The organism is Streptomyces sp. NBC_01351 (assembly GCF_036237315.1).
In the GTDB taxonomy this organism is placed as follows: domain Bacteria; phylum Actinomycetota; class Actinomycetes; order Streptomycetales; family Streptomycetaceae; genus Streptomyces.
This window is the reverse complement of sequence record NZ_CP108356.1, coordinates 5575071-5595170: the sequence shown is the minus strand read 5'-3', so window position 1 is coordinate 5595170 and position 20100 is coordinate 5575071. Positions and strand designations below refer to the sequence as shown.

The 20100-nt window shown below is 72.1% G+C and carries 17 protein-coding genes and 1 pseudogene; 9 read left to right on the top strand and 9 right to left on the bottom strand.

Going from position 1 to position 20100, the window contains the following annotated elements:
• Positions 1-76 precede the first annotated feature (76 nt).
• Positions 77-649: a DUF4232 domain-containing protein gene (locus OG625_RS25720; protein ID WP_329385572.1), complete on the top strand. Its 573-nt coding sequence runs from the start codon at positions 77-79 to the stop codon at positions 647-649.
• Positions 646-939, top strand: a pseudogene (locus OG625_RS25715) (ATP-binding protein); the annotation flags it as partial. The gene OG625_RS25720 and the pseudogene OG625_RS25715, both read left to right, overlap by 4 nt.
• A gap of 278 nt (positions 940-1217) precedes the next feature.
• Here OG625_RS25715 and OG625_RS25710 read toward each other — a convergent pair.
• Together OG625_RS25710 and OG625_RS25705 are read right to left on the bottom strand one after the other, a co-directional pair.
• Positions 1218-2087 carry an ABC transporter ATP-binding protein gene (locus OG625_RS25710; RefSeq protein ID WP_329385569.1) on the bottom strand — a complete coding sequence of 290 codons (870 nt, stop codon included), beginning with the start codon at positions 2085-2087 and terminating at the stop codon, positions 1218-1220.
• A 563-nt stretch (positions 2088-2650) separates the two neighbouring features.
• Complete coding sequence (locus tag OG625_RS25705) at positions 2651-3793, bottom strand: PP2C family protein-serine/threonine phosphatase (protein ID WP_329385566.1); 1143 nt, start codon at positions 3791-3793, stop codon at positions 2651-2653.
• Positions 3794-3910: 117 nt separating this feature from the next.
• Here OG625_RS25705 and OG625_RS25700 point away from each other — a divergent pair, with 117 nt between their 5' ends.
• Positions 3911-5146, top strand: a complete 1236-nt coding sequence (locus OG625_RS25700) for a GNAT family N-acetyltransferase (protein ID WP_329385564.1) — start codon at positions 3911-3913, stop codon at positions 5144-5146.
• Between the two features lie 142 nt (positions 5147-5288).
• Here the strand turns inward: OG625_RS25700 and OG625_RS25695 are convergent, their stop codons facing one another.
• Together OG625_RS25695 and OG625_RS25690 are read right to left on the bottom strand one after the other, a co-directional pair.
• Positions 5289-6095: an Fpg/Nei family DNA glycosylase gene (locus tag OG625_RS25695; RefSeq protein ID WP_329385561.1), complete on the bottom strand. Its 807-nt coding sequence runs from the start codon at positions 6093-6095 to the stop codon at positions 5289-5291.
• A gap of 90 nt (positions 6096-6185) precedes the next feature.
• Positions 6186-6671, bottom strand: a complete 486-nt coding sequence (locus OG625_RS25690) for a ribose-5-phosphate isomerase (protein WP_329385559.1) — start codon at positions 6669-6671, stop codon at positions 6186-6188.
• A 245-nt stretch (positions 6672-6916) separates the two neighbouring features.
• Here OG625_RS25690 and OG625_RS25685 point away from each other — a divergent pair, with 245 nt between their 5' ends.
• Entirely contained in the window at positions 6917-8356 is a 1440-nt protein-coding gene (locus OG625_RS25685) for an amino acid permease (protein ID WP_329385557.1), read from the top strand.
• Positions 8357-8462: 106 nt separating this feature from the next.
• Here the strand turns inward: OG625_RS25685 and OG625_RS25680 are convergent, their stop codons facing one another.
• On the bottom strand, positions 8463-9047 hold the full coding sequence (locus OG625_RS25680) for a biotin transporter BioY (RefSeq protein ID WP_329385554.1): 585 nt from the start codon (positions 9045-9047) through the stop codon (positions 8463-8465).
• A gap of 409 nt (positions 9048-9456) precedes the next feature.
• Here OG625_RS25680 and OG625_RS25675 point away from each other — a divergent pair, with 409 nt between their 5' ends.
• The 3 genes from OG625_RS25675 (at position 9457) to OG625_RS25665 (ending at position 13143) form a co-directional block, all read left to right on the top strand.
• Entirely contained in the window at positions 9457-10764 is a 1308-nt protein-coding gene (locus OG625_RS25675; protein WP_329385551.1) for an amino acid permease, read from the top strand.
• Between the two features lie 145 nt (positions 10765-10909).
• Positions 10910-12325, top strand: coding sequence for an amino acid permease (locus tag OG625_RS25670; RefSeq protein WP_329385548.1), 1416 nt, complete (start codon positions 10910-10912; stop codon positions 12323-12325).
• 161 nt (positions 12326-12486) lie between these two features.
• Positions 12487-13143 carry a superoxide dismutase gene (locus OG625_RS25665; RefSeq protein WP_329385545.1) on the top strand — a complete coding sequence of 219 codons (657 nt, stop codon included), beginning with the start codon at positions 12487-12489 and terminating at the stop codon, positions 13141-13143.
• 37 nt (positions 13144-13180) lie between these two features.
• On the opposite strand, the gene OG625_RS25660 is transcribed toward OG625_RS25665, so the two are convergent.
• Positions 13181-13534, bottom strand: coding sequence for a hypothetical protein (locus OG625_RS25660; protein WP_329385542.1), 354 nt, complete (start codon positions 13532-13534; stop codon positions 13181-13183).
• Between the two features lie 406 nt (positions 13535-13940).
• On the bottom strand, positions 13941-14588 hold the full coding sequence (locus tag OG625_RS25655; RefSeq protein ID WP_329385538.1) for a mycothiol-dependent nitroreductase Rv2466c family protein: 648 nt from the start codon (positions 14586-14588) through the stop codon (positions 13941-13943).
• 134 nt (positions 14589-14722) lie between these two features.
• Here OG625_RS25655 and pepN point away from each other — a divergent pair, with 134 nt between their 5' ends.
• Together pepN and OG625_RS25645 are read left to right on the top strand one after the other, a co-directional pair.
• Positions 14723-17281, top strand: coding sequence for an aminopeptidase N (gene pepN, locus OG625_RS25650; RefSeq protein WP_329385535.1), 2559 nt, complete (start codon positions 14723-14725; stop codon positions 17279-17281).
• 398 nt (positions 17282-17679) lie between these two features.
• A complete protein-coding gene (locus OG625_RS25645; RefSeq protein ID WP_329385532.1) occupies positions 17680-18642 on the top strand; it encodes a hypothetical protein in 963 nt (320 codons plus the stop codon).
• On the opposite strand, the gene OG625_RS25640 is transcribed toward OG625_RS25645, so the two are convergent.
• Together OG625_RS25640 and OG625_RS25635 are read right to left on the bottom strand one after the other, a co-directional pair.
• Complete coding sequence (locus OG625_RS25640; protein ID WP_329385528.1) at positions 18618-19520, bottom strand: pyridoxamine 5'-phosphate oxidase family protein; 903 nt, start codon at positions 19518-19520, stop codon at positions 18618-18620. The two genes, OG625_RS25645 and OG625_RS25640, sit on opposite strands and share 25 nt — an antisense overlap.
• 15 nt (positions 19521-19535) lie before the next feature.
• Positions 19536-19994 (bottom strand): VOC family protein, encoded by a 459-nt coding sequence (locus OG625_RS25635; RefSeq protein WP_329385526.1) that lies wholly within the window; start codon positions 19992-19994, stop codon positions 19536-19538.
• Positions 19995-20100 lie beyond the last annotated feature (106 nt).

Below are 20100 nucleotides of genomic sequence, written 5' to 3'. Positions count from 1 at the left end.
GCACGGTAGGCGTTGCCGGGGGCGGTGGAGGCGGGCCAATCCGGGGCAAGTGGCCCGCGGTCGTAGGGTCGGGGGCATGTGCATGAAGCGGTGGGTGCGGGGCGTTGTCGTGGCGGGAGCCGTGGTGCTGGGGGCTACGGGGTGCGAGGCGGCGCCGGCGCCGGCGGCCGCGCGGCCTTCGGTGTCGGCGGTGCCGCCCGCGGCGGAGGCGTGCCCGGAGGGCGGGGTGCGGCTCGTCGAGGGGACCGGGGACGCGGCGATGGGGCTGCGGGTGGAGGGCTACGAGCTGGTCAACTGCGGTGCGACTGACTACGTACTGGAGGGCTACCCCGAGATCCGGCTGCTCGACAAGGCGCACCGGCCGGTGGAGGTGGCTGTCGGGCACGGCTCGGCGCCGATCACCTCACAGGTGCCGGCCGTGGACGCCGCTCCGCAGCGTGTGACGCTGGCACCAGGGCAGGCCTCCTCGCTGTCGGTGGTGTGGCGGAACCTGGTGACCGACGCGACGGCGCCGGCGGTGGAGGGGTGGGTCCTGGAGGTGACGCCGCGACCGGGCGCCCCGCGGGTGTCGCTGGCGCTGAGCCGGCCGGTGGACCTGGGGAACACGGGCAGGCTGGGGATCGGACCGTGGGCGGCGGCCGGCCGGTGATCGTACGGCTGAACGGCCCCTTCGGCGGCGGGAAGACGCAGACCGCGTACGCATGGCACAGGCGGCTGGCGGAGAGCGTGGTGTGCGGTCCGGAGCACGTCGGTTTCGGGCTGCACCGGATGCCCCCGCCCGCACTGCGCGGGGACTTCCAGGGCCACCCGGCGTGACGCCAGGACGTCTTCGAGGTGCTGGACCTGGCGGCCGAGCGGCACCCGGGGGTGGTGCCGGGGTACTTCGCGGAGACGGTGGGCCGGCTACGGGAACGCGGGCACGACGTACGGCACTTCGCGTGACCGGACGGGGTCGGGTGTGCGGCGGGGCGTCCCCGCAGGCCCGGACGGGGTCGGGTGTGCGGCGGGGCGTCCCCGCAGGCCCGGACGGGGTCGGGTGTGCGGCGGGGCGTCCCCGCAGGGCGTCGAACGCACCCCCCCTCGGCCCACCGACCCCTGGCACCGTTCGACGCCCGAGGAGACGCCCCGGCGCGCGCCCGGCCACGGCCGGGCCGGCACAGGCGCGGCGGCCCAGGCGGAGCCGCCACAGGCGGGGCCGGCACAGGCGGGGCCACGGACTACGCCGCGGCCGTGGCCGCGTAGGACGGGGCCGTGAGGGTGGTCATGCGGGCGGCGATCGTCGTGGCCGGGCTGCGCGGGAGGCGGTCGGCGATCAGGCCGTCGGCGAGGAAGAGGACCTGGTCGGCGTGGGTGGCGGCGGCCGGGTCGTGGGTGACCATGACGATCGTGGCTCCGAGGGAGTCGACGGCGGACCGCAGCAGGCCCAGGACTTCGGCCGCGGTGGTGGTGTCCAGCGCGCCCGTGGGCTCGTCGGCGAAGACCACGTCGGGGCGGGTGACCAGGGCCCGGGCGATGGCGACGCGCTGCTGCTGACCGCCGGAGAGCTCGGCGGGGCGGCGTCGGCCCTTGCCCTCCAGGCCGACGCGTGCCAGGAGATCGGCGGCCCGGGCGCGGTCCTGGCGGCCGCCGGCGAGCCGCATCGGGAGCAGGACGTTCTGCTCGACGGTGAGGGAGGGCAGCAGGTTGAAGGCCTGGAAGACGAAGCCCAGGCGGCTGCGGCGGAGCTCGGTGAGCTCGTTCTCGTCCATGCCGGTGATCTCGGTGCCGCCGAGGCGGACGGAGCCCGCGGTGGGGAGGTCGAGTCCGGCGGCGCACTGGAGGAAGGTGGACTTCCCCGAGCCGGAGGGGCCCATCACGGCGGTGAAGCTGCCGCGCGGCAGGCGGAGGTCGATCCCGCGCAGCGCGTGCACGGTGGTGGCGCCGCGCCCGTATTCACGGCGGACGCCGCGCAGCTCTACGGCGGCGGTGTCGTCGGACGCGTTGGACGCGTTGGACGCGTCGTGCGCGTCGTGCGCGACGCTCGGCTGCGGCGGGCCGTCGTTCCGCTGCTCCTGTTGCCGCTGCCGCTTGCTCCGTCGGAGCCCCATGTCGTGCCGCCTTCCCTGCCGGGTGCCGTCCTGCCTGCGCCTCCGACGCTACGGATCACCGTGCGGCCCCGACCATGGCGCGACCCGGCGGACCGGGGGTGGGGCAAACCCCACCCCGGGCTGGGGTGAGGCGGGATGGGGCGGGCGGGATCAGCCGGGGCGGGGTCGGGGGCGGCCGGCCCGGCCGTGGCCGGGCGCGCGCCGGGGCGTCTCCTCGGGCGTCGAACGGTGCCAGGGGTCGGTGGGCCGAGGGGGTGCGTTCGACGCCCTGCGGGGACGCCCCGCCACACACCCGACCCCGTCCGGGCCTGCGGGGGCACCCCGGCACACACCCGACCCCGTCCGGGCCTACGGGGACGCCTCGACACACACCCGACCCCGTCCGAGCCGGCGGGGACGCCTCGACGCACGCCCGGCCTCGTCCGAGCCGGCGGGTAGCGGCCTGGCGCATGGCCGGCCCGTCCGAGCGTGCGGGGACGCCCCGACGTACACCCGGCCCCCTACGGGCCTGCGGGGGCACCCCGGCACATGGCCCGGCCCCGGCCGGGGCGGCCGGTGCCGGATTAGGGGGAACGGCGGATGAGGAGGAGGGCGCGGTCGTCGTTGACGTCCTTGGCCACCTTTTCGATCAGGTGCCACGCCGCCCCGTCCCAGCCGGAGGCGACGTAACGGTCGGCCTCGCCCGTGAGGCGGTCGATGCCCTCGCTGATCTCGCGGTCGGCCGTTTCGACGAGGCCGTCCGTGAAGAGCATCAGGACGTCGCCCCGGCGCAGGTTGCCGCGGGCGGGGGTGAATTCCGCGCCGTCGTAGACGCCGAGGAGGGGGCCCTCGCCGGTCTTCTCCTGCCAGCGGCCGGTGCCGGCGGAGAGCTGGAGGGCGGGGAGGTGGCCGGCGGAGAGGAGTTCGTAGTCGCCGGTCTCCAGGTCCAGGACGAGGTGGATGGAGGTGGCGAAGCCCTCGTCCCAGTCCTGGCGCAGCAGGTAGCCGTTGGCGGCGGGGAGGAAGCCGTGCGGGGGGAGGGCCCCGAGCAGGCCGCCGAAGGCGCCCGAGAGGAGCAGCGCGCGGGAGCCGGCCTCCATGCCCTTGCCGGAGACGTCGGTCAGGACGATCTCCAGGGTGCGGCCGCCGTTGGTGCGGGCGGCGACGACGAAGTCGCCGGAGAAGGACTGGCCGCCGGCCGGTCGCAGCGCCATCTCCCGGTGCCAGCCGCGCGGCAGCGCGGGCAGCTTGCTCTGGACCCGGATCCGTTCGCGCAGGTCGAAGAGCATGGTGCCGCCGCGCCGCCACGGCACGCCGACGCGGCTGCGGAACTGGGCGATGACCAGGCCGAAGAAGCCGCAGGCGGCGACGACCAGGACGGTGCCGGGGGTGACCCGCGCCGGGCCCTGGGTGTACGGGCCCAGGACGAGGGCCTCGACGATCAGGGCCGCGGCGGAGGCGGCGTAGAGGCCGAGGAGGCTCGCGGGGCGCAGGAGCAGGCCGCCGGCGACGATCGGCAGGACGAGGGCGGAGGGCGAGAACCAGACGGGCAGCATGATCGTGCCGCAGGCGATCGCGGGGATGGTGAGCAGCAGCCCGCCGAAGGCGAGCCAGTCGGAGGCGTCGCCGCGGAAGTAGTCGACGGCGGATTTGCGCAGGGCGGTGCGCGCCCGGTGCGACACCATGCGCGCCCGGGCCATGAGCGTCTCCACGCGTGCTCGGGCCATTGCTTCGGGACCCTATCCATCCCGGCTGTGGGCGCGCAGGGGTACCCCCGCTCCAAAGGTCCTTCGACGCTCGAAAACATGTCGACTGAGCTGTAATGCCCTGCTAGGGATGGCCATATGGCACTTGAGACGCGCGTATTGCAGGCCGATGAGTGGGATGTCTGGTACGACCAGCTGGAACTGGCGTTCGGTGGGGTGCCCGAATCCCCCGAGGAGCGCAAGCTCTACCGGCAGTTGACGGAGACGGAGCGCTCGCTGGGCGTCTGGGACGGCGCGGCCTGCGTCGCCTCGGCCGGGGCCTTCAGCTTCCGCCTCTCCGTTCCCGGCGGCACGCTCGTCCCGGCGGCGGGTGTCACGATGGTGGGGGTCTCCCCCACCCACCGCCGCCGCGGGATCCTGACCTCTCTCATGCGTCGCCAATTGGACGACGTCCGGGCGGGTGGCGAGCCGCTCGCCGTGCTGACGGCCTCGGATCCGGCGATCTACGGGCGTTTCGGGTACGGCACGGCGACGTACGGCCTCGCCGTGGACATCGACACGACCCGCGTACGCCTTTCCGTGCCGCCCGGGACCGACGAGGTCACGCTGCGCCTGGCCGATCCGGAGGAGGTGCTGGCCGACTGCGAGCGGGTCTACGCGCGACTGGTCGCCGGCCGGCCGGGCATGCCGGCCCGGCAGCCGGGCTGGGAGCAGCTGGCGCTGCTGGACCCGCCCGGAACGCGCGGCAGCGGGTCGCCGCTCAAGTGCGTGGTCGCCGAGGGCGCGGGCGGCGAGGTCGTCGGGTACGCCCGCTACCGGGTGAAGCCGGACTGGGACCTGAAGGGTTCGGACGGCAAGGTCGAGGTGGCCGACCTCGACGCGCTCGACCCGGCGGCGTACGCGGCGCTGTGGCGCTACCTGTTCGGGATCGACCTGACCTGGACGGTACGGGCCCACCGGCGGCCGGTGGACGATCCGGTGCTGCACCTGCTCAGCGATGTCCGGCGGTCGCAGGCCCGGATGCGGGACTCGCTGCACGTACGGCTGGTGGACCTGCCGGCGGCGCTCGAAGCACGGACGTACGGGGCTCCGCTGGACGTGGTCGTGGAGGTCGAGGACGCGTTCTGTCCGTGGAACGCGGGCCGCTGGCGACTGGCCGCCGACGCCGAGGGGACCGCCGTGTGCACGCGGACCGAGGCGCCCCCCGAGCTGGAACTCTCGGTCCGGGAACTGGGCTCGGCCTATCTGGGCGGCATCACCCTGACCTCACTGGCGGCCGCCGGCCGGGTCCGCGAGCTGCGCCCCGGCGCCCTGTCGGAGGCCTCCCGCGCCTTCGCCGGGGATGTCTCCCCGTGGCTCCCGCACGGCTTCTGAGCCGGTGCGGGCAGGTGCGGTGCCGCTGCGCGGAGCTGCTCCCCGCCCCGCCCTTCCAGCGTTCCCCGGGGCGAGCCCCGGACCCCCGCGCCTCAAACGCCGGCGAGGCTGAATTCAGCCCCGGCCGCCCCGTCACGCGCGGCTAGTGCTGTTGGCAGGCCGGGCACCAGAAGAGGTTGCGGGCGGCGAGATCGGCGGTGCGGATCTCGCCCCCGCAGATGTGGCAGGGCATGTTCGCCCTCCGGTAGACGTACACCTCGCCGCCGTGGTCGTCCACCCGCGGCGGGCGGCCCATGGCCTCGGGCAGGTGTTCGTCGCGGACGGTGTCGATGCGGTTGTTGCGCACGCCCTCGCGCATCAGGTCGGCCAGGTCCGCCCACATGGCGTCCCATTCGGCGCGGGTGAGGTCCTTGCCGAGCCGGTACGGGTCGATGCCGTGCCGGAAGAGGACCTCGGCGCGGTAGACGTTGCCGACGCCCGCGACCACCTTCTGGTCCATGAGCAGCGCGGCGACGGTGGTGCGGGAGCGGGAGATACGGGTCCACGCGCGGTCGGGGTCGTCGGCCGGGCGCAGCGGGTCCGGGCCGAGCCGTTCGTGTATCGCCTGCTTCTCGCCCTCGTCGATCAGCTCGCAGGCGGTGGGGCCGCGCAGGTCGGCGTAGTGCGCCTCGTTGACCAGGCGCAGCCGGACCGTGTCGGTGGCGGGCGGCGCCGGGGCGGGTCCGAAGCCGAGCTTGCCGAAGAGGCCGAGGTGGATGTGGATCCAGGCGTCGCCGAGCTCCAGGAAGAGGTGCTTGCCGTGCGCCTCGGCGCTTTCGAGCTCGCGCCCGTCGAGCAGCGCGGCGCTCTCGGCGAAGCGGCCCTGCGGGCTGCTGACCCGGACCGGGCGTGCGGCGAACCGCGCGGCGTGGTCCTGGGCGAGGCGGTGGATCGTATGCCCCTCGGGCACGGCGACGCTCCTGGGATGGCGGGAAGAAGACAAGCGGGAAAAGAAAAACCGGCCGCGCCGCCCCGGAGGGCGGCACGACCGGAAGCGGAATCAGCCCTGCGGGTGGTGCGCCGGGATGGGGGGCAGCTCGCCGGTCTGCTCGTACTCCGAGAGCATGTCGATGCGGCGCGTGTGGCGCTCCTCGTCGGAGTACGGGGTCGCCAGGAAGGCCTCGATGAAGCTGACGGCCTCGTCCTGGGTGTGCATCCGGCCGCCGACGGAGATCACGTTGGCGTTGTTGTGCTCACGGCCCAGCTGGGCGGTCTGGACGCTCCAGGCCAGGATGGCGCGGACGCCCTTGACCTTGTTCGCGGCGATCTGCTCGCCGTTGCCGGAGCCGCCGATCACGACGCCGAGGCTGTCGGCGTCCGCGGCGGTCTTCTCCGCGGCGCGCAGGCAGAACGGCGGGTAGTCGTCCACCGCGTCGTAGATGTGGGGCCCACAGTCGACGGGCTCGTGGCCGTTGTTCTTGAGCCAGTCCACCAGGTGGTTCTTGAGCTCAAAGCCGGCATGGTCGGATCCGAGGTACACGCGCATGGGACGAGTGTGGCACGAGCGGGCCCGGCGACTCGCGGCTGGGGGTCCCCCGCCGAAGGCAGGGGGAGTGTCGCGTAAGTCACTTCTAAAGCTCAAGTAAACCCAAAGAACGCAGATGGGACAGGGCGGGACCAAGGTCCGGGACGTTCGCCCTCACGCAACGATCCGGATTGGGGTCTTCCGCCCTGCGTTCATCTCAGGTTTGAATGCCGGGGCTCGCAACCCGAGAACCTAAGGATCCGTGCATGAGCTCCACCACGACCCTTCAGAAGGAAGGCAACCCCACCGGAACCCCCGGTGACGGTCAGCCCTCCGACGGCCTGAAGGCCGGTCTCAAGAACCGCCACCTGTCCATGATCGCCATCGGCGGTGTCATCGGTGCCGGACTCTTCGTCGGCTCCGGCGGCGGTATCGCCAAGGCCGGCCCCGCCATCCTGATCTCCTACGCGCTCGTCGGCGCGATGGTCGTCTTCGTGATGCGCATGCTGGGCGAGATGGCAGCCGCCAGCCCGAACTCCGGTTCCTTCTCCGCCTACGCCGACCGCGCGCTCGGCCGCTGGGCCGGCTTCTCCATCGGCTGGCTGTACTGGTTCTTCTGGGTCGTCGTCCTCGCGGTGGAGGCCACCGCCGGCGCCGCCATCCTGGAGAACTGGATCCCGGCCGTCCCGCAGTGGGCCTGGGCGCTGATCGTGATGGCGGTCCTGACCGTCACCAACCTCGGCTCCGTCGCCTCCTACGGCGAGTTCGAGTTCTGGTTCGCGGGCATCAAGGTCGTCGCCATCGGCGCCTTCGTGGTCATCGGCATGCTGGCCGTCTTCGGCGTGCTGCCGGGCTCCGACAACCCGGGTGCGGGCTTCGCCCACCTGACCGACGCGGGCGGCTTCTTCCCCAACGGCTACGGCGCGGTCCTCACCGGCGTCCTGATGGTCGTCTTCTCCTTCATGGGCAGCGAGATCGTCACCCTCGCCGCCGGCGAGTCGGAGAACCCCCGCAAGGCGGTCACCCAGGCCACCAACTCCGTCATCTGGCGGATCGGCGTCTTCTACCTCGGCTCGATCTTCATCGTGTTGACGCTGCTCCCCTGGAACGACAAGTCGATCACCGAGAAGGGCTCGTACGTCGCCGCCCTGGACTCGATCGGCATCGCGCACGCCGGCACGATCATGGAGGTCATCGTCCTGACCGCCGTGCTGTCCTGCCTGAACTCGGGCCTCTACACCGCCTCCCGCATGGCCTTCTCGCTCGGTGAGCGCGGTGACGCCCCCAAGGCGTTCGCCAAGGTCAACTCCCGGGGCGTTCCGGTCGCCGCGATCCTGGGCTCCACGGTCTTCGGCTTCGTCGCCGTCTACTTCAACTACGCCTTCAAGGACACGGTCTTCAACTTCCTGCTGAACTCCTCGGGCGCCATCGCGCTCTTCGTCTGGCTGGTGATCTGCTTCACCCAGCTGAGGATGCGCGGGATCCTGGTCCGCGAGTCCCCGGAGAAGCTGACCGTGAAGATGTGGCTCTTCCCGTGGCTGACCTGGGCCACCGCGGCACTGATCATGTTCGTGATCGGCTACATGTTCGTGGACGACGCCAACCGCGAGGTGGTCACCCTGTCCACGCTGGTCGCCGGCCTGGTCGTGCTCGTCGGCGTGGTGCTGGACCTCCGCCGCAAGCGCGCCGCCGCGCTGCAGGGCTGACCCCCTGACTGCTGACTGCTGATCGCGTACGAACGCCGGAGCCCGGCCCGCCTGAAGAGGCGGGCCGGGCTCCGGCGTGTTCGGGGACGTACGGGGACGTACGGGCTCAGCCGCGGCGGCCCGCCAGCTTCCAGGCGGCCGGCAGGGCACCCATCGCGAGGGCCGCCTTGAGCACGTCGCCGATCAGGAACGGGGTCAGGCCCGCCGCGACGGCCGCGCCCAGGGACATGCCGGTGGCGGCCATCAGGTACGGCACGCCCACCGCGTAGATCACCGCGGAGCCCAGCACCATCGTGCCCGCCGTACGCAGGACCGAGCGGTCGGCGCCGCGCCGCGCGAGGGCGCCGACGAGGGTCGCGGCCAGCAGCATGCCGAGCACGTAGCCGAACGAGGCGCCGCCCGCCCCGGAGGTGCCGCCCGCGAACCACGGCACGCCGGCCATCCCGACGAGGGCGTACAGGGCGAGGGACAGGAAGCCGCGGCGGGCGCCGAAGGCGGTGCCGACGAGCAGCGCGGCGAAGGTCTGGCCGGTGACCGGGACCGGGGAGCCGGGGACGGGCACGGCGATCTGCGCGGCCAGACCGGTGAGCGCGGCTCCGCTGACGACGAGCGCGATGTCGCGGACGCGGCTCGCGGGCAGCAGGTCGGCGAGGACGGCGCCGGGCCGGAAGGAGACGGAGGCGGTGCTCATCGGGGGCTCCCAAAGGGTGAGGGGTGGGGGCGGGACGATCACCGACGCTAGTCCGCGGCCGGGCCCGGCCCCACCGCCGCCGGACACAAAGCCGTACCGGCCGGTTTCGTCGAGATCGCACAAAGATCGCGATCCACACTCTCGTTGGCGTGATACGCGTCACTGGGGAGATCTGTCGGCACGTCCGTTTTGCACGGGACGCTTCCGCTCGGGGAGACTGTAGGGTCCCGCCAATCCCGATGCGGAGCCCCCACCGCCGCCGGGCCCAACGAGAGTACGAGCACCCCTCATGCGCGAGCGCCTGTCCGAAGTCCCCCCACCCCCTCCCCCTTCCTCTTCTTCCTCTTCCCCGAGCTCCGAGCTGCCCCCGGAACCCCTCAGCCACAGCCTCAAGCAGCGCCATCTGACGATGCTGGGCCTCGGCGGCGTGATCGGCGCCGGGCTCTTCGTGGGTTCCGGGGCCGGCATCGGCATCGCCGGTCCCGCGATCATCTGCTCGTACCTGCTCGCGGGCGTCCTCGCGATGCTGGTGATGCGGGCGCTGGGCGAGATGTCTGCGGCGATGCCCGCCTCGGGCTCGTTCTCGGTGTACGCGGAGAAGGCGCTGGGGCGCTGGGCCGGCTTCTCGGCGGGCTGGTTGTACTGGTTCCTGCTGGTCGTGGTGCTGGCGGTGGAGGCCACCGGCGCGGCGGACATCGCGAACCGCTGGGTGCCCTCGGTCGACCAGTGGGTCTGGGTGCTGGTCTTCATGGTGGTCTTCACCGTGGCCAACCTGGCGGCCGTGCGGAACTTCGGCGAGTTCGAGTTCTGGTTCGCGGCGCTCAAGGTCGGCGCGATCGTGCTGTTCCTGATCCTCGGCACCCTCGCGATCTTCGGCCTGCTGCCCGACACCCAGCCCGTGGGCCTCACCAACCTCACCGGCCACGGCGGCTTCTTCCCGGCCGGGATCGGCGGGGTCGTCGCCGGAATGCTCGCCGTGATCTTCGCCTTCGGCGGCCTGGAGGTCGTCACGATCGCGGCCGCCGAGTCCGACGACCCGGCCCGGTCCGTGTCCCGCGCGGTGCGCAGCGCGGTGTGGCGCATCCTCTTCTTCTACGTCGGCTCGATGGTGGTCATCGTGTCCCTGCTGCCCTGGGACTCGCTGAAGCCGGGGCAGAGCCCGTACGTCGCGGTGCTCGACTCCATCGGCATCCCGAAGGCCGGCACGATCATGGAGATCGTGGTGTTCGTGGCGCTGCTGTCGGCGCTGAACGCGAACCTGTACGGCTCCTCGCGCATCGTGTTCTCGCTCGCCGAGCGGGGCGAGGCGCCGAAGTCGCTGCTGAAGGTCTCGGGCGGCGGGGTGCCGCGCGTCGCGGTGTGCGCGTCGGCGGCCTTCGGCTTCTTCTCGGTGGTGCTGAACCTGCTGTGGCCGGACACGATCTTCCTGTACATGCTCAACGCGGTCGGCGCGGTGCTGCTGTTCGTGTGGGCGCTGATCGCGGTCTCGCAGCTGAAGCTGCGCCGCCGGATCGAGCGGGACATGCCCGAGCGGCTGACCCTGCCGATGTGGCTGTTCCCGTACGCGACCTGGTTCGCGCTGCTCGGCATGGGCACGGTGCTGGTGCTGATGCTGTTCGACGACTCGGCGCGGCCGCAGCTGCTGTGGTCGGCGGGCGCCGCGTCGGTGGTGCTGGTGGTGGCGTGGGTGCGGGAGCTGCGGGACCGCCGGTCCTGAGCGGGCGGGACCTTTGCGGTGCGGCCCGGGACGGGAGTCCCGGGCCGTACCCGTTTCGGGGGCGGCCGGTCACGTCAGGTGAAGCCGGTGTCCGGATTATGGACATCTAAAGTCCGATAATCGGACGATTGGCAGACTTGCACCCATGATCCAGAGCGCCATCGCACCCCCCGAGCAGCAGCCGCCGGCCCCGGCGCCGACCGACCCCGGATCCCCCCTCGGCAACGGCCTCAAGCAGCGCCACCTCTCGATGATCGCCCTCGGCGGCGTCATCGGCGCCGGGCTCTTCGTCGGCTCCGGGGCCGGGATCGCGGCCGCCGGGCCCTCGATCGTGCTCGCGTACGCCGCGTCCGGGCTGCTCGTCATGTTCGTGATGCGGATGCTCGGCGAGATGTCCGCCGCCAACCCCGTCTCCGGCTCCTTCTCGGTCCACGCGGAGCGGGCGATCGGCCCCTGGGCGGGCTTCACGGCGGGCTGGATGTTCTGGACCCTGCTGTGCGTCGGCGTGGCGATCGAGGCCATCGGTGCCGCGCACATCGTGACGGGCTGGCTCCCCGGCACCCCCTCCTGGATGTGGGTGCTGATCTTCATGGCGGTGTTCTGCGGCTCGAACCTGGCGGCCGTCTCGAACTTCGGCGAGTTCGAGTTCTGGTTCGCCGCGCTCAAGATCGGTGCGATCGGGCTCTTCCTGGGCCTGGGCGTTCTGGCCGTACTCGGCGTGCTGCCCGGCACCGACTCCCCCGGGGCCGCCAACCTCCTGCACGACGGCGGCTTCCTGCCCACCGGGGTGGACGGCCTGCTGGTCGGACTGCTGGCCTCGGTGGTCGCGTACGGCGGGCTGGAAACGGTGACCATCGCGGCCGCCGAGTCCGAGAACCCGGTCAAGGGCGTGGCCAAGGCAGTGAAGACCACCATGTGGCGGATCGCGATCGTCTACGTCGGCTCGATGCTGGTCATCGTCACCCTGCTGCCGTGGAACGATCCGGCGGTCACCGAACAGGGCCCGTACGCGGCCACCCTGGAGCACCTGGGCATCCCGGCCGCGGGCCAGATCATGAACGTGGTCATCCTGATCGCGCTGCTGTCCGCGATGAACGCGAACATCTACGGCTCCTCGCGCATGGCCTACTCCCTGGTCTCCCGCGGCCAGGGCCCCAAGGCGCTAGGCAAGGTCACCGCCCGGGTGCCGCGCCGGGCCGTGCTCGCCTCCTCGGCCTTCGGGTTCGTCACCGTGCTGCTGTCGTACTGGTATCCGGACACCCTGTTCGCCTGGCTGCTGAACATGGTCGGCGGGGTCATCCTCGTCGTCTGGGGCTTCATCGCCGTCTCCCAGTTCGTGCTGCGCCGACGCCTGGAGCGCGAGGCCCCCGAGAAGCTCGTCGTGAGGATGTGGGGCTTCCCGTACCTGACGTGGGTGGCACTGGCAGGCGTCGCCGGGGTGCTGGTCCTGATGGCCATGGGCGAGGACACCCGGGTCCAGGTGCTCTTCACCGGCGGGCTGACCGTCGCCCTCGCGGTGACCGGCTACGTGATGCAGCGCCGGGCGGCGACACGGTCCTGACGCCCTGCCAGACGATCGAGGCGGACCCGTGCGAAAGCACGAGGTCCGCCTTCTTCGTTCTCAGGTAACCCTTATGTGTGACGCGGAATAGATACTGCTAGCGTGCAGTTGCGCATTAATTGCAATAAGCAGTTGGCACGCCGAGGGGACCTGACACACGCATGGCCATCTACACGCTTCCCGAGCTTCCGTACGACTACGCGGCGCTGGAGCCGGTGATCAATCCGCAGATCATCGAGCTGCACCACGACAAGCACCACGCGGCCTACGTCGCGGGCGCCAACACCACGCTGGAGCAGCTGGCCGAGGCGCGCGACAAGGAGAACTGGGGCGCCCTCAACGGCCTGGAGAAGAACCTCGCGTTCCACCTCTCCGGCCACATCCTGCACAGCATCTACTGGCACAACATGGCCAGCCCGAAGACCGGCGAGGGCGGCGGCGTCCCGGACGAGAAGGACGGCCTGGGCGAGCTCCCGGCCGCGATCGCCGAGTCCTTCGGTTCCTTCGCCGCCTTCAAGAAGCAGCTGACCTTCGCGTCCTCCGCGACGCAGGGCTCCGGCTGGGGCGTGCTCGCGTATGAGCCCATCAGTGGCCGCCTGATCGTCGAGCAGGTCTACGACCACCAGGGCAACGTGGGCCAGGCCTCCGTGCCGATCCTGGTCTTCGACGCCTGGGAGCACGCCTTCTACCTGCAGTACAAGAACCAGAAGGTGGACTTCATCGAGGCCATGTGGAACGTCGTCAACTGGCAGGACGTGGCCGCGCGCTACGCCGACGCCAAGGCGAACACCCCGCTGCTGATCCCCGCCAAGGGCTGATCGGCGCCCCACAGCCGTCCGCCTCGTGATCGTCTTCTCAACCTTCGCCGGCGGGCGTGTCCACCAGAGAGCCCTCCCGAGGACGTGACTCGGGAGGGCTCTCTGCGTCTTCCGCACCTTCCGCGTCCACCAGGCCGTCGACCTCGCCGACCGCCGTGAACTCGCGGGCCAGGCCCGTCTCGTGGAGCCTCGAGAAGGAGGCGAAGGGGATGCCGAACTCGGACTCCCCGCGGTCGAAGTTCCAGCTCTTGTGCACCTGGAAGCGGTAGTCGGTCACCACCGACCCGTCCTCGTGGACCCGGACCGTGCCGCTGATCCGGTACTGCGCCCCGCGCAGCGCCGGCCACCAGTCCGCGCTGCCGCCCTCGCCGGCCCGCCGGGTGATGCGCACCCGCGCCAGCCGCTGTCGGCCGCGTACGCCCCCGGCTCCCCCAGGGCCCGCGCCGCGTCCCGCCATTCGGCCAGGCGCCGCTCGACCTCCGCCCGTACGACGTCCACCGCGAGCAGGGCGCGGGCGTCCACCCGGTACGGGCGGCCCGTGCCGCGCAGGTAGTGGCGCGGCGCCCGCCGCGCGGGGTATCCCGAGGGCCGTTCACAGCGGTGGCACCGCGACGCAAGCTGCCCGCAGCACCCGGTCTCGGGTGCGTGCGGGCAGGGCTGCGTGCGGTGCGTTGTCGTTCGGTATCGCGGGCTCCGCCCGGCCGCCCTCGCGGCCGAGCGGGACCCTGATTTCGCCTGCGCCGTCGAACCCCATACCGGGACGTCAAGGGGGCAAGCGGCGAGCCGCCTCCCGGGGACTACTCGAAGGAGGGGCCCTTGGTGCGGGTGCGCTTGATCTCGTAGAAGCCGGGCGTGGCCGCGACCAGCAGCGTGCCGTCCCACAGCCGGGCGGCGGCCTCGCCGCGCGGGGTCGGGGTGACGACGGGGCCGAAGAAGGCCACCTCGTCGCCCTCGGCGCCGGGCACCGAGATCACCGGGGTGCCGACCTCCTGGCCGACCCGGTCGATGCCGTCGTTGTGGGAGGCGCGCAGCACCTCGTCGTACTCGTCGGATTCGGCGTAGTCGATCAGCTCGGCCGGCAGGCCGACCTCGGCCAGCGCCTCGGCGATGACCTCGCGGGTCGCACCCTTGTCCTCGTTGTGGATCTTGGTGCCGAGGGCGGTGTACAGCTTGCCGGTGACCTCGTCGCCGTGCTTCTGCTGGGCCGCTATCACCACGCGCACGGGGGCCCAGCCCTTGGGGCCGAGCAGGTCGCGGTAGCGCTCGGGCAGCTCGTCGAGGCGGTTCTCGTTCAGCACGGCGAGGCTCATCACGTGCCAGCGGACCTCGACGTCACGGACCTTCTCGACCTCCAGCATCCACCGGGAGGTCATCCAGGCCCAGGGGCAGAGCGGGTCGAACCAGAAGTCGACCGGGGTCTTCTCGCGCACCTGGGTGTCGGTCATGTCTCTCCTCAATCTCCGTCGTGAAAAAGGCATCACTGGCTGCCGTTCTGTCTCGCCAACCAGGACGGAGTCGGACGCATTCCCCCCGTGCGAGGATTCGTCACAAGAACACGATCACGCACGAAGGAGTGCACGTGCCCGGAGAGAACCTGTCCCGCGAGGAGGCCCGTGGACGGGCCGAGCTGCTGTCCGTCGACGGGTACGAGGTGGTCCTCGACGTCAGGTCGGCAGTGGAGGAGGCCGAGCCCGTCGAGGGGCCCCGCACCTTCCGTTCGGTGACGACGATCCGTTTCCGGGCCGCGGCATCCGGCACGTCCACCTTCGTGGACCTGATCGCCCCCTCGGTGAACTCCGTGACCCTGAACGGGCGGGCGCTGGACGTGGCCGCCGTGTTCGACGGCGCGCGGATCGCCGTGGACGGCCTGGCCTCCGAGAACGTCCTGGTCGTCGACGCGAACTGCGCGTACAGCCGCACGGGGGAGGGCCTGCACCGCTTCGTGGACCCCGAGGACGGCGAGGTCTACCTCTACACCCAGTACGAGCCGGCGGACGCCCGGCGGGTGTACGCCAACTTCGAGCAGCCGGACCTGAAGGCGCCCTACCGCTTCGAGGTGACCGCGCCCGAGGGCTGGCAGGTGTGGAGCAACGGCGCGGAGGAGTCGCGCGAGGGCGGGGTGTGGCGCTTCGCCGAGACCAAGCCCATCTCCACGTACATCACGTGCGTCGTCGCGGGCCCCTACCACTACGTGACGGACTCCTACACGCGCGGGGACCTGACGATCCCGCTGGGCGCGATGTGCCGCAAGGGGCTGGCGAAGCACTTCGACGCGGACGACGTCTTCCTCGTCACCAAGCAGGGCTTCGACCTCTTCCACGAGATCTTCGACTACCCGTACCCCTTCGGGAAGTACGACCAGGCCTTCGTGCCGGAGTACAACCTGGGCGCGATGGAGAACCCGGGGATGGTGACCTTCCGCGAGGAGTACATCTTCCGCGGCAAGGTCACGCAGGCCTCCTACGAGCGGCGCGCGAACGTCATCCTGCACGAGATGGCGCACATGTGGTTCGGCGACCTGGTCACCATGAAGTGGTGGGACGACCTGTGGCTGAAGGAGTCCTTCGCGGACTTCATGGGCTCCTTCGGGCTGGTCGAGGCGACCCGCTTCGACCAGGCGTGGGTCACCTTCGCCAACAGCCGCAAGGCGTGGGCCTACCGCGCCGACCAGCTGCCGTCCACGCACCCGATCACGGCCGACATCCGTGACCTGGAGGACGCGAAGCTGAACTTCGACGGCATCACGTACGCCAAGGGCGCGGCGGTGCTGAAGCAGCTCGTGGCGTACGTCGGGCGGGAGGCCTTCCTGGAGGGCGCGCGGCGCTACTTCAAGGCGAACGCGTACGGGAACACCACCCTGGACGACCTGCTGTCGGTGCTCGCCGAGGTCTCCGGCCGGGACATGGCCGAATGGTCGCGGGCCTGGCTGCAGACGGCCGGCGTGAACGCGCTCACCCCGGTGGTGACGTACGACGCGGGCGGCCGCGTGACGGAGCTGGCGGTGGTCCAGGAGGGCGACGAGCTGCGCCCGCACCGGGTCGCGGTCGGCCTGTACCGGCTGGAGTCCGACGGCAGCCTGGTCCGCTACGCGCGGGCCGGGGTGGACGTGGCGGGCGCGCGGACGGTCGTCGCGGAGCTGGCGGGCCGGGAGCGGCCGGACCTGGTGCTGGTCAACGACGAGGACCTCACCTACTGCAAGGTCCGCTTCGACGAGCGTTCGCTGGCCACGCTGCGCGGGCACCTGGGCGACCTGACCGATCCGCTGGCGCGTGCGCTGAGCTGGTCGGCGCTGTGGAACCTGACGCGGGACGGCCTGATGCCGGCGCGCGACTTCCTCTCGCTGGTACTGGCCCACGCGGGCCGCGAGACGGACGTCGGCGTGCTGCAGATGCTGCACGCGCAGGCGCTGACCTCGGTCACCCACTACTCGGCGCCCGACCGGCGCGAGCAGGGCGGCCGGGAGCTGGCGGCGGGCGCGCTGCACGAGCTGCGGCTGGCCGAGCCGGGGTCGGAACACCAGCTGACCTGGGCCCGCTTCTTCGCGGCGAGCGCGGCGACCGAGGGCGACTTCCAGCTGCTGCTGGGGCTGCTGGACGGCTCCGCCCGGATCGACGGGCTGGAGGTGGACCAGGAGCTGCGCTGGGACTTCCTGCTGCCGCTGGCCGCGCACGGGGCGGTGGACGAGGCCGTACTCACCGCGGAGCTCTCGCGCGACGACACGGCGTCGGGCAAGCGGCACCAGGTGCGGTGCCTGGCGGCGCGGCCGTCTGCGGCGGTCAAGGACCAGGCGTGGGCGGCGGTGGTCGAGTCGGACACGCTGTCGAACGCGCTGGTGGAGGCGACGATCGCGGGAATGCAGCAGCCTTCGCAGCGGGGGCTGCTGGCCGGGTTCGCGGGGCGGTACTTCTCCGTCATCGAGCGGATCTGGTCGGAGCGGTCGATCCAGATCGGCATGGACGTGGTGAAGGGGCTGTACCCGTCGCTCCAGGACCCGGAGTCCACCGTCGCGGCGACGGACGCCTGGCTCTCCGAGCACCCGGACGCGGCCCCTGCGCTCCGCCGCCTGGTACTCGAGTCCCGCGACGACCTAGCCCGAGCCCTGCGCGCGCAGCGCTGCGACGCGGCGGCGGGCCTCTAGCCTGCGGCGCCGCTGCTGGGGCGCTGCCCCAGACCCTCCCCCAGACTCCGTCCGGGGGGACCCCCACGCCTCACACGCCGGCGAGGCTGGATGTAGCCGCTGCCGCCGTCCAGGCACGGCTGGATTGCCCGCAGGGCAATTTCAGCCCCGCCGGCGATTGAGGCGCTGGGGGTACCCCCAGCGGTAGCTGGGGGAGGGTCCGGGGGCAGCGCCCCCGGCAACGGCGCCGCACCCGGCTCCGGCACCCGGGCACCGGCAGCGGGCCCGCGTCACATCCCCCGACCGGCGGATGCCCATCGGCAGTCGAACGCCCGTACTTTAGCCCCAGGTTGTCCGGGTTTGTCGACGAGCGTGTAACACCGGTTAGCAAGGCCATGGCCTGAGGGAATCACCGCGTCATGAACCAGAACGCACCCCTCCCCCTCGCCCACCTCACCGGCAGCCGCCCCCGCGTGCTCACCCTCGCCCAGCTGCGCGAGCACGGCGTCACCGCCGCCGACGCCGCCGAGCGGCCCTGGCAGCAGATCCTGCCCGGGGTGTTCCTGCTCCACTCCGGCCCCGCGACCAGCGAGGAGCGGCTGCACGCCGCCCTGCTGTACGCCGGCCGGCGCGGGCACGGCGAGGCCATGATCACCGGGCTGGCCGCGCTCGCCCTGTACCGGTTCGCCTCCGCCCCCGCACTGCTCGCCCTCGCGCACATCGACGTGCTCGTGCCCGGCACCCGTCGGCTCCGCGCCGCCGGGGACGTGCGGATCGTGCGTGCGCACACCCCGCCCCGCTCCCAGGAGGTGACCGGGCTCCCCGTGGCGCCCGTCGCGCGGGCCGTCGCCGACGCCGTCGCCCAGCTCGACGACGCCGGTACCGTGCGCCGACTGCTCAGCGAGGCCGTCCGCGGCGGGCACTGCGAACCGGCCGCCGTCGTACGGGAGCTGACGGTGGCCCGGCTGCTGAACCGGCCGCACGTGGTCGACGCCGTCGAGTCCCTCCTCGCGGAGGGCCGCGCCATCGCCGAGGACCGGCTGTACCACCTCGTACGCGGCTACGAGCTCCCCGAGCCGGTCTGGAACGTGGACCTGCGCCTGCCCGGCGGCCCCCACCTCGGCGGGGTCGACGCCTTCTGGCCGGAGCACTCCGTGGCCGTCGAGATCGACACCCGCGCCCCGCGCCAGGGCGAGGACGAGGAGTGGTCCGAGTGCGTGCGCAAGCGCGAGACGCTGGAGCGGCTCGGGGTGACGGTCATCCACATCACCCCGCGCAAGCTCCGCGACTGGCCCGAGCAGCAGGCCGCGGTCGTCCGGACCGCCCTGACGGCGTCCGGCGACCGCGAGCCCGCCGCCTACTTGGTGGTGCTGCCCAGGTGAGGCGAGTACTCGGGGGTGCTCCAGCGCAGCCGACCCGGATGGACGGCCTCCACCACCGACTCCACGCGGAAGCGGACGTCCCGGCTCCCGTCGGGCCCGAACTCGGTCGTGGCCCGGCCGCTGAGCTGGAGTACGGCCCCGGTCTCCCAGTCGGGGAAGAGCAGCCCGGCCCGCGGGTCGGCCGTCAGGTTCCCCAGGGTCAGGAACATGGCGTTGCCCGCGTAGTCCGGCCAGGTCAGCTCGGTCGGCGAGAGCACCTCGACGAAGCCGGGCAGACCGCCGCGGTGACTGGCGTCGACCCCGTCCGCCTCCGCCGTGGTGGCCACGAAGAAGGTGTCGGCGGTGCGGACCGCCCTGGCCTGGCCGGGGGTGAGGGCGACGCCGCGCCGCACGACACCGGCTCCCTCCGCGGCCAGGTCCAGCGGCTGCCGCTTCTGCAGGTACTTGGGGCAGTTGGCGAAGACCTGCTCGGCCAGGACCGCGAAGCCGCGGCCGGTCGTCTCCAGGGTCCCGTTCAGCCGCATCCGGCGACGGGTTCGTGGGTCGAGCGCGATGGTGCCGACCCTCGTCCCGGCCGTGGCCAGGGCTTCGGTGAGCGGATCGCCCGGCGGTAGTCCCCCGGCGACCGTGATCCGGTCCGGCCCGGTGGCCCGTACGAAGCCCGGCGCGCCGGTGAGCAGGGAGGCCCACAGTCGCCCCGATCCGTCGGCGGCGCCGACGACCAGATGAGGCTGGAGCTCCAGGAAGGCCGCGGCGACGTCCCGGATGCCCGTGCCGATCGAGCGGCCGACGTGTTCGGCGAGCTCGCGCACACCGACCCGTTCCTGCACGGCCAGCGAGCCCCAGTGGTAGGCCCCGGGCATGAGTACCTCCGACATGAGAAGCCCCTCCGATTAGAAGAAGCCGCAGGTGGGGGCCCCCGCGACGGGGGCCAGCGAACCTTCGGCGCCGGTCGGGACGGAGATCTCCAGGCGGATCCCGTCCGGGTCGTGGAAGAAGATGCCGCCGGAGGCCGCGCCCTCGCCGTGGGCGACGACGCCGTCGTACGCGAACTCGACCCCGAGGTCGCGCAGCCGCGCTTCGTACGCCCGTACCTCTTCGATGTCGGCGGCCGCGAGCGCCAGGTGGTGGAGTCCGGCCGCGGCCGGGGCGAACGGGCCCTCGGCCTGCTCCCAGAGGGCGAGTACGAGCTCGCCGTCCTGCCCGAGCAAGGCGAACCGGCGTCCCTCCTCCTTGCCCTCGGCGAGGAGCGCGAAGCCCAGGCTGTCGCGGTAGAAGCCGATCGAGCGCTCCAGATCGGTGACGTTCAGACCCACGTGCCCGGTGCGGAGTTTGCTGACGGCAGTCGTCATGACGGGTTCCTTCCCCAAAAGGACTTCTCGATGTTCTAACCTTCTAAAACGAGATTAACGGTTAGAGAGAGGGGCGTCAACCGCTCACGTACTCTTGAGGGGTTAG

Coding starts and splice junctions, on each gene's coding strand:
- OG625_RS25685 (WP_329385557.1), top strand. CDS start 6,917: ATGAGCTCCACCACGACCCTTCAGAAGGAAGGCAACCCCACCGGAACC.
- OG625_RS25635 (WP_329385526.1), bottom strand. CDS start 19,994: ATGACGACTGCCGTCAGCAAACTCCGCACCGGGCACGTGGGTCTGAAC.
- OG625_RS25655 (WP_329385538.1), bottom strand. CDS start 14,588: ATGACCGACACCCAGGTGCGCGAGAAGACCCCGGTCGACTTCTGGTTC.
- OG625_RS25710 (WP_329385569.1), bottom strand. CDS start 2,087: ATGGGGCTCCGACGGAGCAAGCGGCAGCGGCAACAGGAGCAGCGGAAC.
- OG625_RS25720 (WP_329385572.1), top strand. CDS start 77: ATGTGCATGAAGCGGTGGGTGCGGGGCGTTGTCGTGGCGGGAGCCGTG.
- OG625_RS25665 (WP_329385545.1), top strand. CDS start 12,487: ATGGCCATCTACACGCTTCCCGAGCTTCCGTACGACTACGCGGCGCTG.
- OG625_RS25700 (WP_329385564.1), top strand. CDS start 3,911: ATGGCACTTGAGACGCGCGTATTGCAGGCCGATGAGTGGGATGTCTGG.
- OG625_RS25680 (WP_329385554.1), bottom strand. CDS start 9,047: ATGAGCACCGCCTCCGTCTCCTTCCGGCCCGGCGCCGTCCTCGCCGAC.
- OG625_RS25675 (WP_329385551.1), top strand. CDS start 9,457: ATGCTGGGCCTCGGCGGCGTGATCGGCGCCGGGCTCTTCGTGGGTTCC.
- OG625_RS25690 (WP_329385559.1), bottom strand. CDS start 6,671: ATGCGCGTGTACCTCGGATCCGACCATGCCGGCTTTGAGCTCAAGAAC.
- OG625_RS25705 (WP_329385566.1), bottom strand. CDS start 3,793: ATGGCCCGAGCACGCGTGGAGACGCTCATGGCCCGGGCGCGCATGGTG.
- OG625_RS25645 (WP_329385532.1), top strand. CDS start 17,680: ATGAACCAGAACGCACCCCTCCCCCTCGCCCACCTCACCGGCAGCCGC.
- OG625_RS25640 (WP_329385528.1), bottom strand. CDS start 19,520: ATGTCGGAGGTACTCATGCCCGGGGCCTACCACTGGGGCTCGCTGGCC.
- OG625_RS25670 (WP_329385548.1), top strand. CDS start 10,910: ATGATCCAGAGCGCCATCGCACCCCCCGAGCAGCAGCCGCCGGCCCCG.